General features: G+C 47.8%; 11 protein-coding genes and 1 pseudogene. 3 read left to right on the plus strand and 9 right to left on the minus strand.

From position 1 onward, the window contains the following. Positions 1 to 743: 743 nt before the first annotated feature. The 3 genes and pseudogenes from ACXAC4_RS19255 to ACXAC4_RS19265 form a co-directional block, all read right to left on the minus strand. Positions 744 to 2,627: a TonB-dependent receptor domain-containing protein gene (locus ACXAC4_RS19255; RefSeq protein WP_475164780.1), complete on the minus strand. Its 1,884-nt coding sequence runs from the start codon at positions 2,625 to 2,627 to the stop codon at positions 744 to 746. After that, positions 2,624 to 3,550, minus strand: coding sequence for a TonB-dependent receptor plug domain-containing protein (locus tag ACXAC4_RS19260; protein WP_475164782.1), 927 nt, complete (start codon positions 3,548 to 3,550; stop codon positions 2,624 to 2,626). Before ACXAC4_RS19260 ends, ACXAC4_RS19255 begins: the two co-directional genes overlap by 4 nt. 96 nt (positions 3,551 to 3,646) lie before the next feature. Further along, positions 3,647 to 6,853: pseudogene (locus ACXAC4_RS19265) on the minus strand (family 16 glycosylhydrolase). Positions 6,854 to 7,209: 356 nt separating this feature from the next. Here ACXAC4_RS19265 and ACXAC4_RS19270 point away from each other — a divergent pair. From ACXAC4_RS19270 to ACXAC4_RS19280, 3 genes are all read left to right on the plus strand, one after another. Then, the gene (locus ACXAC4_RS19270) at positions 7,210 to 7,962 is read left to right on the plus strand and encodes a hypothetical protein (protein ID WP_475164787.1); all 753 of its coding nucleotides are present in this window, start codon (positions 7,210 to 7,212) and stop codon (positions 7,960 to 7,962) included. Between the two features lie 399 nt (positions 7,963 to 8,361). Continuing rightward, the gene (locus tag ACXAC4_RS19275; protein ID WP_475164788.1) at positions 8,362 to 8,661 is read left to right on the plus strand and encodes a hypothetical protein; all 300 of its coding nucleotides are present in this window, start codon (positions 8,362 to 8,364) and stop codon (positions 8,659 to 8,661) included. After that, positions 8,606 to 8,959 carry a hypothetical protein gene (locus ACXAC4_RS19280; protein WP_475164790.1) on the plus strand — a complete coding sequence of 118 codons (354 nt, stop codon included), beginning with the start codon at positions 8,606 to 8,608 and terminating at the stop codon, positions 8,957 to 8,959. The genes ACXAC4_RS19275 and ACXAC4_RS19280 overlap by 56 nt, the downstream gene beginning before the upstream one ends. Positions 8,960 to 8,969: 10 nt before the next feature. Here the strand turns inward: ACXAC4_RS19280 and ACXAC4_RS19285 are convergent, their stop codons facing one another. From ACXAC4_RS19285 to ACXAC4_RS19310, 6 genes are all read right to left on the minus strand, one after another. After that, the gene (locus tag ACXAC4_RS19285; protein WP_475164791.1) at positions 8,970 to 9,317 is read right to left on the minus strand and encodes a glycoside hydrolase family 16 protein; all 348 of its coding nucleotides are present in this window, start codon (positions 9,315 to 9,317) and stop codon (positions 8,970 to 8,972) included. After that, positions 9,230 to 9,616 carry a hypothetical protein gene (locus ACXAC4_RS19290; RefSeq protein ID WP_475164793.1) on the minus strand — a complete coding sequence of 129 codons (387 nt, stop codon included), beginning with the start codon at positions 9,614 to 9,616 and terminating at the stop codon, positions 9,230 to 9,232. Before ACXAC4_RS19290 ends, ACXAC4_RS19285 begins: the two co-directional genes overlap by 88 nt. Before the next feature lie 23 nt (positions 9,617 to 9,639). After that, complete coding sequence (locus tag ACXAC4_RS19295) at positions 9,640 to 10,008, minus strand: glycoside hydrolase family 16 protein (RefSeq protein WP_475164794.1); 369 nt, start codon at positions 10,006 to 10,008, stop codon at positions 9,640 to 9,642. 33 nt (positions 10,009 to 10,041) lie between these two features. Beyond that, entirely contained in the window at positions 10,042 to 10,593 is a 552-nt protein-coding gene (locus ACXAC4_RS19300) for a putative glycoside hydrolase (protein WP_475164804.1), read from the minus strand. 165 nt (positions 10,594 to 10,758) lie between these two features. Continuing rightward, the gene (locus tag ACXAC4_RS19305) at positions 10,759 to 11,412 is read right to left on the minus strand and encodes a glycoside hydrolase family 3 protein (RefSeq protein ID WP_475164796.1); all 654 of its coding nucleotides are present in this window, start codon (positions 11,410 to 11,412) and stop codon (positions 10,759 to 10,761) included. A 61-nt stretch (positions 11,413 to 11,473) separates the two neighbouring features. Beyond that, complete coding sequence (locus ACXAC4_RS19310; protein WP_475164797.1) at positions 11,474 to 11,941, minus strand: glycoside hydrolase family 3 N-terminal domain-containing protein; 468 nt, start codon at positions 11,939 to 11,941, stop codon at positions 11,474 to 11,476. Positions 11,942 to 12,039 lie beyond the last annotated feature (98 nt).

A 12,039-nucleotide genomic window follows, 5' to 3' on the forward strand; every position in this document is an offset into this window, starting at 1 on the left:
TCACATAAATGCTATGAAAGCAAACCGCATCGGCGAAGGAAACTTTCTCTGCATGTTCTGACCAAAAGGGCGCCGGATTGATACCACTGTAGCCCTGGGGTAACGCCAGTGGATGGTAGTAAGCATCATCCTCTGCGCCTGTTACCCAGCGGGCAAACTTTGCGCCCTGCTTTCAAGGAAGCGTCACGTTCGTCTAAAAAAATCCGTTTCGCGAATACCGGCTTTGCGTCAGGGTGCCGCGCCGTGGTGGGCCAGGTGCCTTCACCGACACCAATGGTTTTTACATCAGGCGATTGGATCCAGAGTAATTTGCAAGCCATTGTCGGCACTGGCGCGATGCTCAGGCAGCTAATACAGCGCAGGTTAGCCGACCGGCCGACCCACCACCTACAATTACCACTTTTCTGATTTCTTTTATGCAAGATGGACTCCATTTACATGCATTTCGTTAAGCACTCTTGTTGGTAAAAGTATAATGCTTAAGGAAATGAGCGTGTATTGCTGTTGCTACGCGTACGCCATTACATCAAAAGCCGCACAAGGCGGCTTGATTTTTATCGCCCGTAAGCTTATTCGAAGGTGTCCCTGACACTCTACAACGCATAACGTGGACCGTATTGTCTACCGGACCGGAGACTGGTTGCGATAGCGGCGGTTAGCCTTCTTCAGTTTCGTTGGTGACGTTGTAGGCTTCCAGGGAGAGATGGTTGGCGTCTTCTGTGTGATCGTAGTTAATACTGAAATCAGTAATACTGGTATCCAGGGAAGTATTGTGGTGGCGCATCTGCAGACCCCTGAGGCTGTCCAACACCAATCAGGTAGTCATCTCGCCATGTGTGAGTCAGTTTAATGGACCATTGATCATCTTCATCGAGAACCTGGAAGTTGGCTGAATCACTGACGCCTGGCAGCGGCTGTTGTACCACTAACAGGTCATTGTTGTATTCAGAGTCGCTGTCCACTGCCGTGGCATTTAACGAAACACCAAATCCGGTGTCAGCGATCATATGCTGAACCGCAAATTCGATACCATCCACTGTTTTCTCAGAAGGATCGTTTACCGGCTGATTCACTAACCACTCTACAAGGGGATCGTCATCTTGCTGGCGTACGATTTGAGTCTGACAACAAGAGTCATCTACACCGCCACCATTTTCGATGATGCGTTCCCAAATCGCTGTAACAGTAGGTTGAATACCTTCTGCTTCCAGCTGCGCGATCGCTGTGGTAGCACGAGGTCCGATGAAGGGGTCACGTAAACCATCAAAGGTTAATACATTGGCACCATTCACGATGAAGTTTTTAACATCTTTTCTGAAGTAGCCCAGAGAAACATAACTGGCTTCGTCATAGTACCACTCAAAAGATAAATCCATGTTTTTGGATTCGAATGGCTCCAGACCTGGGTTACCAGAGCCACCTGTACGGCTACCTGGTTTGGGGTTAGGTGACAGGCTACGGCCCGCACTCATATTACCCAATGAAGCACGTGAGATGGTTTTACCGGTAGAGAAACGAACAAACATGTCGTCCATTATTTCGTATCTCAGATCCAATGAAGGCAATAGCACATCATATTCACCTGAACCTGAAACGAATACGTCATCACCTTCGCGGAATCTCAGCTGCCATTCTGTGGGGTTAGACCAAACCAGAAAATCTTCAGCGCGCTGTAAGTTGGTGCTGAGTACTTCTGTTTCTTCGTAACGCAGGCCCACATTTACATCGAGAATGCGATCGGCAATTTCAAATTCTAGCTTAGCAGCTAAGTAAGCCGACATAGTTTCTTCAGTGATATCCCCTTGCGAAATCTGACCTGAGGAATTGAAGGGGTCAGTGTTAAAGTTGGGGAAGAATGCCTGCAAGCGGGACAGAGCTTCACTCAGATTCCAATCGTAGTAATAATTGGTACCCAATGCACTGCCGCCACCGGCAAATTCATCAAGCAGGTCACCGGTTTCCATCCGAGTAAACATACTGTCAGGGAATACCGCCTGATTACCGTTGTAGCCATTTGGACCCTGGTTCCCACCAAAACCGGCACGCCCACCGAAATATTGCTCTGTATAGGCCGCGCCAGATTTTACTTCGATTAAAAAGCTGTCGTTGGGGTTTAACCATTTGCCATCGACCTGAAATTGCTTCACTGAAGATTCACCGATGGTACGGGTAAACTGCGCAAATAACGGATCAATATCATTCGGATTCGCTTCCGCCGCGCCATTTGGCCAGGTCATGCTGAAGTGCGGAATTTCACTATTGGTAAAATCATAGGTTTTGGTCAGGATATTATTCGGTGCAATGATAAGCAGTGAGCTGGCATTGGTACCTTCGTCTAAACCATTGTCATATTCGACTTTTGAATCGTGATAATCAAACTCAACATGGAAGTCGTCGTTGATTTGCCATTCCCAGTTAAAACCGACAGAGTCTTGCTCAACACCAATGGTGGTCGCTGTGCGGGAGTGGGCATAATCGTTTTGAACTTCGGTAAAACGTGTAGCTGTGCCGTTTTCATCTAACTCGTAATTGGTGACGTTGCCCCCGAAGTTAAACCAGATACCAAAGCCATAGCCTTCAATTGCTGTTTCTGATTCGTTATACAGATAATCAGCGGTGAAGGTCATGTCATCACGCGGTGCGTATTGCAATGTAGATGAGTGTTGGTTCTGAAGCGTTGCACATCGTTAACATCGTATGAAATCTGACGCGGCAAAAAGGTATTACCCACGCGGCCGTCGGCCACACCGTCTAACAGATCTTGCTCTTCGCTGGTGGCTTCAGGGCGAGGATCAACATTGTTAGTGGAAGCACTAAATGGGCCAGTATTAGCCTGCCAGCCAGGTATATTGGCGCTTTGTTGTTGGAAGTCCCGTTCCTGGTATGAGGCGGTAATGGAAATACCAACCTTGTTGTCCAGGAAGGTATTACTGTACATGGCCGCGATTTCAGGAGTGACATCATCGCCCAGTTCATTGGACTCGTCATAAATTCCTTTGGCTGAAACCGTGTACTTTAAACCGGGAGAGGCCAACGGCTTGCCGGTTTCAATGTCGACAGTGGCACCTAAACCACCACTTGGGACATCTACGCGACTTGATTTGTAAACTGATAAAGTACTGACGCCGGCCGAGGATAAATTGGCCAAATCGAATGAGCGAGAGTTACCCGTGCCAGGCATTTGTCTGCCATTGAGGGTTAACAAATTAAAGCTCGGGCCAAAACCACGAACAGTAATTTCGCTACCTTCGTTATTACTACGGCTGATAGTAACACCGGTAATACGTTGCAGTGATTCCGCAAGGTTGGTGTCTGGGAATTTACCCATTTCCTCAGCGGAAATGGCATCCACTATGCCTGATGATTCGCGTTTGATATCCATGGAGCGGGCCATACTGCCGCGAATACCGGATACCTGAATAATTTCTACATTACTGTCTTCTGCCGATTCTTCTGCTTCCTGAGCAGATACCGGTGACAGTGCTGCAGCGCCCAGCAACATGGATATAGTTGCCGATAAGCGTTTTTTTGAAAAGTTGGTCTGTTTCATAATAACCCTACTTTTTTGTGTGCATTTTCTGCAGTCCGGGTATGTTGATACGCTGGACTGCAGTGTTGCGTTATTCCAATCTGCGATGCAGTGTGATTAGTTCTCAGTGATCATGACGTTATCGATCTGGTAAGTAGCGCCGCCACCCGTTCCCCAGGCCGGGAATACCATCACGATATCGATGCCACTGATATCTAAGCCTGCATCTAACAAAGCCAGTAGATCGAAGCTGTAGGTTTGCCATTCACCCGTAACCGGATCCTGACCCTCGTTGCTGGTGTTTAGTGCAACTTCAGCGAATGAAGTATTGCCATTGGCTTCAATCTTAAGTAGCCAGGTAGTATCAGTTGCCGGAGCACTGACAACTCGCATATCAAACTGGAATTTGCCTGCGGCCAGGTAGGGCGATGCATCGAAAGCTTGCCCCTGATCACGACCATTGAATCCCATTACCGTGCCGTTGTTGTCCAGAATTTCGAACTGTGCAACTGCACCGTGTCCATCGTCCAGCATTTGTACGGTTGGTGTGGTACCGCCACAACAATCCCACATCGGCCAGTTGGCATTCTCGCTGTCAGCGAATAACGTCAATGCCGCATTGGATGAGCTGCCGCCTCCGTTGCTACCACCGGAAATATCACTGGGGTTACCGATGTAAACATTGTCAACACGGTAGGTTGCACCTTCGCCTGTACCCCAAGCCGGGAAAATCATGATGACGTCGATACCACTGACATCCAGGCCCGCATCACTCAGGCTCAACAAATCAAAAGTATCAGGTTTGCCATTCGCCAGTAACTGGATCCATGCCTTCCTGGCTAGTGTTTAAGGGAACTTCCACAAATAAGGTATTACCGTGACTTCAATCTTCAGCAACCAGGTGGTGCTGGATGAAGGTGCCGATACCACTTTCATTTCAAACTGGAATACGCCGGTTGTGATGATGCTGCTGGCATCAAAGGGCTCGCCGGTATCTCGGCTAAAGAAGCCCATAACTGTGCCGTTATTGTCCAGAATCTGGAACTCAGCGACAGAACCATGGTCTGCATCATCCATCTCCACGGTTGGCGTAGTACCACCACAGCAATCCCAAAGTGGCCAACCTGAGTTTTCAGCGTCAGCAAATACCTCTAATAATGGGCCGCTTGAGCCACCTGAAGAGGCGTTTGGATCATAGATTTTGGCGTTATCTATGCGGTATAGCGCACCTGCTCCGGTTCCCCATGCCGGGAATACCATTACGATGTCAATGCCGCTGACGTCCAGACCTGCATCTGACAGAGCCAGAAGTGGGAAAGTATAGGTTTGCCATTCGCCGGTAACCGGATCCTGACCTTGGGTACTGGTGTTTAACGCTACTTCAGCAAAAGAGGTGTTGCCATTGGCTTCTACTTTTAATAACCAGGTGGTTTCACCCGCTGGGGCGTTGACCACTTTCATATCAAACTCAAGCACGCCATTGGAAAGGATACTGGAAGCGTCGAACGCGCCGTTATCACGTCCAAAGAAGCCCATAACGGTTCCGTTGTTGTCCAGAATTTCAAACTCAGCGACAGTGCCGTGTACTTCATCATCCATGGTTTCAACCGGAGTTGTGCCGCCACAGCAGTCCCAAAGAGGCCACTCGACATTGGCAGTGTCTTCGAACAGTACCAGTTCTACAGATGGCGCGGTGCCTTCAGGGCCTACAATCACGTTATCTACGCGGAATGTGGCACCTTCACCCGTTCCCCAGGCTGGGAAAATCATGATGACATCAATGCCACTGACATCCAGGCCTTGATCCGAAAGATAAGAAAGCGGGAACGTATAAGTTTGCCATTCACCCACGACCGGGTCTGCGCCCTCTGTGCTGGTGTTCAAAGGTACTTCAGCGAATGATGTATTGCCATTAGCCTCTACTTTTAACAACCAGGTAGTTGAAGCAGTTGGAGCTGCTACTACTTTCATGTCGAAGCGCAAGCTACCATTAGACAGGGAAGGGGAGGCATCTAGTGCTCCTGCGTCACGTCCATAAAAGCCTAAAACCGTACCGTTGTTATCATTGATGGTAAATTCAGCTACTGCGCCATGGGCCGCGTCATCCATTACTACTTCTGGTGTGGTTCCACCACAGCAGTCCCATAATGGCCAGTCTGGATTTTCTTCATCTGCAAAAATGGTTACCGGATCAACCGAAGGTGGGGCTGGTGGCGTAGGAATTGGCGCAGCGCCTTCAACCAGACCGTCGCCTTCTTCGTCATAACCAGGACGCACTGACTCACAACCTTTACCCGTTTCCGGATCGCTAGAGCATTGATAAACTCTGACATAGTCAACCTGCATCGCCTGACCGCCTGCAAAGGCACTGGCGTCGATACCCAGGTTATTGACGTTTTCAGGCCAATCACCACCTACCGCGAAGTTCAGTATCATATGGAAGTTTTGATCAAATGGCGCAGCGCTATAGACGTTTTCTTCTTCACCTGTCACCGGGTTGAATTGCGGTAAAAACCAACCGCGATGGGATAAGCCTACAGCCGTACCATCATTCAGTCTTCTGACCACTGATTGGCGCTGTGTTGCATATAAATAGCCGTCCATGTACCAACGGATTTCACCTTCTTGCCATTCAACAGCATAGGTATGGAAACCGTCTTTGGGATTGCTGCCTGAAGCGTAAGATTGACCAGAGTGAACATTGTTAGGCCAGTCAAAACCATAGTGCAGTGTGCCGTAAATATTGGATTCAATGCTGCCATCAGCATCACTTACCACACCTAAATTGACACTTTCAACAATATCAATCTCGCCAGATTTTGGCCAACCGCCATACTCTTCGTCGGTAGGCAGCATCCAGAAGGCAGGCCATGCGCCTTGCCCCTGAGGTAATTTAATTCGAGCTTCAAAACGACCGTAAGTAAAGTCACCTTTGTATTTGGTGTTCAGTCGAGCGGAGGTATAGGGTAATGGAAGATCCGATTCCTCTGGTGTCGGCATGGCAACAATATTGAGCAGGCCGTCAGAGACATACGAGTTACTTGGGTCGTCTGTATAACATTGTTTTTCATTATTGCCGCCGCCCTGACAATTAACCTCATGGGTCCATTTGTTAGAATCGATTTCAGCGCCGTCAAATTCATCGCTCCATACCAACTCCCAATCGCTATCTGGTTGTTCAGTTGCAGTTACCGGGGGAGTGGCTATCGTCGGGTCGATGGTTGTGTTAGTGGTATCGCTACCGCCACCACAGCCAAACAGACCAACTGATAGTAAGGAAGCTGAGATAATGTGTGTGAGCTTGTTTGCTCTGTAACTTACCATGTTGCTCTCCAAGATCGTTGTCATTAATTACCCCCGTTTACGTTGTTCAGCTGTGTGTGTTGCTGCAAGTTGCTTCTGACGGAGTAATGCTCATTCAACAAACCAGGCAAATTTAAAACGGCTACGGGAACAGCCGCTAAAAACTTTGCCAGCTTGTTATATTTCATGAAAGCGCTTACATTTTTGCTTCAAAAAATAACGCATAATGTAAGCGCTTTCATTAATGTTAAAAATATGTTCGGCACAAGTCAACATATTTTTAACAATCTGGACTAAACTGAAAAAACTAAGGAATGTCTGGTGGCTGTGCTTCCTGACCGAGCCACAATTAAATTGGTGATATCGCAAGATTAAACATGTCTGTTTCAAAGACCGTTTTAAAATCGCAAATTATCTGGCAACCGATACTGCTTTCTGCGGTGTTGGGCTATTTGTTAGCAGAAGTGTATTTTCTGACCTTGCTTGTGAATAGCCTGTACTTCACTGAAAGCGCGGCGAATCTTACGCAATTGGAAGTTACCGGCAGGTTGATATCGGGTGCCGGGCTGGGATTGTCAGCGCTTATCGGTTTGTCGATGAATAAAACTTTAAACCGGACAGGCTCAGTAAGACGAATTTCTATCAAATTGGGGTGTTTTGTACTGGTCACCATCGTGGGATACGTGGCCATGAAAGAGGTCTATCTGATGATGGAACGCCATGCTTCTAAACAGATCGTGCATTGCAGTCTGATTGGTAACGCTGCTAACCGGTTGTTCAGCAAAGGCAATTTACCTGAATTTCATTATTTTGTTTCCCCTGAGCAACAAACTCAAAGCAGCCACAAACAGTTAGTTCGTTTATACCTGCCATTGCACGTATGCCTGAATGATAGTTATATGGCCAAACTGCAAAAATCAGATGTGCTGCAGGATGAATTGTCTTTAATGTTGATGGAGACTGGATTGCCAGAAAAACTAGCACGTCCGGTTGTCACCATTTATCAGGGATTTAAAGACAGAATTGATGACTTTCGCGTTGTGGTTGAAGAACTGGATAGTCATTCGAATTTTACCGAAACCAGACAAAAACATGTCGATGACGCGGTTTCAGAGTTAGCGGGTTTTTAGCGACGAAAGCCGCTTTACCCGACATGATATAGCCAGGCTGACCGAAGTCTATCAATGCAGTTTATCAGGCTTACCTGATGCGGCTACGGGCCCACCCGAGCAGCGTTTTATGTTGGCGGTGAGTCGCTGCCTGACGCAATTGCTTAGACAGAGGCTTCCGGCCTGGCTCAGATTGCCAGGGCATCCGATGTTTATCAGCTGGACAATAAAATCGCACATTATTGGGCGACGCAATGTATAAACTCTCCTCGGGATATTCCAGAAGACGCTTTTAACCTGATGCGCAAAAGTTTTGCTTTGGTATTTTTACCCACCTATGCCGTATTAGTCAGTACTTTCATTGTGTTTATTTGCCTGGCTGCCTATTTTCGTACTCGCTTTCTGATAAGGGCGCGCAGAATGAAAAAACGAATTAACCCTGTGTTAAATGCTTCTTTATCACCGCTGGTAGTGGTGCCTTTTATCTGGACAGCCATATTTTTGTGGTTACCCAAAACAGAAACCGAAAAGGTGCTGTTTCCTCAGCACACGCAGTCGCAATGGGGGCGGGTAATTCAGGTGGCTCTCAGGCCACTGTTTTATTATTACGATGCTTCTGTGACAGGTTTCAGACACATGAATCTGCCAGCTGATGATTGGTCAGGTGAGCGCGGCGCAATCGCAGGTATCAGAACAAAACAAGCAAAACACATCGGTTGATCTTAGTGGCTACTATGGTTTGTCTATTTGTAACGGCCATTGTGAAGATGTACTAGTGGAGATAGATGATAACAGGCAATCAGGAAGGGTTTATTATCGACAGCGGCAGTGTGCGACTAAGTTGGTGTTTGATAAAGAGGAATTACAGCATTTTTCTTATTTTGAAACTGCCGGTGATAACAGTGAGTGTAAGTTCAATCGCCGCTGGCAGTTCAGGCATCTCGAGCAGGCGATGGAAATCTTACTGGAAGAGGGACAACAGGTTTTACACTTTAGCGCGCAAAACCTGTTTATTTAGAATGTTTACTTTAGTGTTTGTCCTTACCTGTTACTAATTTGGCATTGGGATTCACAGAAGCACAGCCTTTGCCTGTGTCTGGATTTTTACTGCACTGGTAAGCGCGCACATAGTCAATGCTAAAGCGTTGCGGAAATATGTCATGAGCTATGCCTTTTTCATTCACGTTGGAGGCCCAGGCACCGCCTACTGCCAGATTCAGAATCAGGTGAAAGCGTTGATCAAAAGGCGCATGGCCAGGGTTTGTTTGTACCTCTCCTGATTCATTTTTTAGTTCAGAATACCACCCCTCAGAGCGCTGCGTGGCATAGTGGATGTCATCCATATACCAGCGGATCTCGCCTTCTTCCCATTCCACCGCATAAGTATGGAAGTCTTCCGCCGGACTAAATTTGCCCGGTAATTCATACCAGGTACCGGAATATACGTTTTCAGGCCAGGCGCGACCATAGTGCAGCGTGCCGTGAATTCGCGTTTCTGGTTCATTGCTACGTTACCGGATTTATCGGTTTGAGTACCGATATTTACGGCTTCCATGATATCTATTTCCCCAGATGCTGCCCACCCACCGTAGACATTGTCTGTGGGTAACATCCAGAAAGCCGGCCAGGTTCCCTGACCATGAGGGAGTCGGGCACGCACTTCAGAATCGACCATAGCGCCAGTCGCCTTTGTTTTTGCTACGGATACGACCTGAGGTATCGGGTAGGGTTCGGGGTATTCGCTGGATCGTAAGCCGCTGAATCTTCCGTTTCACTGGGTCCGGTAAAGGATTCCTTTTTAGCTACTATGTGCAAAACACCGTCGATAAATTCGAAGTTGTTTGCTTTGTTTACATAGCATTGTTGCTCATCGTTACCGCCACCCCAGCAGTTAACCTCGTAGCTCCACTTGGATTCGTCCACTTTGTCACCACTGAACTCATCCTGCCACACTAACTCCCAGCCTTTGTCCTGCCAGTTAGCTTTTTCATTATTGGTTTGTTCGGCACTGGCTATGCCTGAGGTCAATGCCAGTGATACCGCAATTATTGGTTGTAAAGATTTCATTATTGTTCGCCCCTGCAGGAAGCCGGGATTAACTCATCCCCCTTCCTGGTTGCTGAGTACCACGTCAGATATTTGTATTTGTGTACCGCCAGATGCATGAAGCGCAAAGGGTGACATGATCTTAGAGAAGTTAACCCCTTGGCTTGCAAGACATGCCATTGGCACGACAACCGTTTTCCAATCTGAACCTTGTACAGAGCGCAATGAATCTGTGATATTAACGGTATTTGTGCAGGTATCCATGCAGGCAACCTGAAGAGTCACTTTGCCAGTAATATTGGCTACCTTAACATCGAATTGCAGGTTGGCCCCGGATTCCTGATAACCCATCAGATCGTCTGGAAACGGGCTGTACAGTCCAAATGCGGCTTCGCCATGCCAGTTCAACTCCAGTGAATCTTCTTGTACCCGACGGTCACGAGTTCTGACATTCAGGGCGTCGGTTTTCAGTACACTTGCGGTCATTATTTGCTGGGTATCTTGAGTATCGACTGCAGCCAGTTGCCATGGCGCTTTAACAGCACCCTGATACAAAGCTCTGTCATCCAGAACGGCTGCTGAGCTGCCGTTGTCTTCTGGTAACATGGCCAATTCCGATGCGGTTGATGAATAGTTTAATCCATAACCATAGGGAAACAGCGGAGCGTAGTCATCATCTCCTTTGTTGGCTTGTTGTTGCGGGGTCTTAGGCCAGCTAAAGGTTAACTTGCCGTGAAAATCGTACTGGATTTCACCCTCGCTATCGCTGAATCAACCATCTGCGATGCCCTGGCCTTCAAATCCTGGCAACCAGGCTGCTACAAAGGCATCCGAGGCATTAATTTCAGGATTCACCCACATGGGTCTGCCACTGATAAACAGGGAAACTACAGGAATTCCCTTATCTTTTAAGGATTTAAGTAAAGCTAAGTCGGATTTACTGCCGCGTTGATATTCGACATTATCCAGGTCACCGTTGCCTTCTGCGTACGGTTCTTCTCCAAAAACCACAATTGCAACATCAGGTACTTCTGAAAACTGACCGTTTTCGGATAATTGAGTTGTGCCGCCGGCTTGCGCAACAACGGCTTCAATCCCCTGAAATATGGATGTACCTCCCGGAAAATCTTCGCTGCTGCTGCCTGTTCCCTGCCAGGTGATACTCCAGCCGCCGGATCGCTTGCCAATATTGTGGGCACCATCTCCGGCTACCAAAACTCTTTGATTGGGCGACAAAGGTAAAATCTGCTGGTTGTTTTTTAACAACACCAGTGATTTCCTCACTGCTTCTCTGGCGATATCTCTGTGGGCCTGAGCACCGATTAATTCCTGTTTATTGGCGTGAGGACGGTTTGCCGGAGAAGGTTTGTCAAATAACCCAGCCCTTACCTTAACTCTCAGTACTCGGGTGACAGCATCATCCAACCTGGACTGTGGAATTTCACCCGATTTAACCCTGGGCAATCAGGTTTTTCATAAAGTGGCTTCAGGCTTGAGTTGGCACCACGTGTCCGACATGCAGGCCCCGCGTTTCATGGCTTGCGGGCAGCTTTCGTTGCTGCAGCCCTTGATTTTGCCCGTGGCCATTCCAGTCGCCAACGACAAATCCATCGAATCCCATGCGTTCTTTTAATACATCGGTTAACAGATATTTTTTGCCATGAATTTTTGCGCCGTGCCAGCTGTTCAACGAAGCACATCGCCAGAATTGAGAGCCTGCGCTTAAACCACCAACGTAACCCTGAGCATGAATTTTAAACAGGGTTTCCTCGTCAGCAATGTTATTGCCCTGGTCGTCACCTTTTTCAGTGCCGCCATCTCCAATGAAGTGTTTTACTGTTGAAATGACTTTATCATCACCGAAAAAGCCAGTTTTATTGTCACCCTGCAAACCTTCAACGATGGCTTGTGAGTCAGGATCGGATAACCTCTGGATCTTCGGAATAGCTTTCATAGGTTCTGCCCCAACGATCATCGCGAGCTGCGGCTAGGTGCTGATGAGAATGCGTAGTCGCTGTATGTTAACCTTAGCAATACGTAACTCTATGTGCA

The sequence above is a fragment of the Pseudoalteromonas sp. AWM4_233 genome, assembly GCF_056158285.1.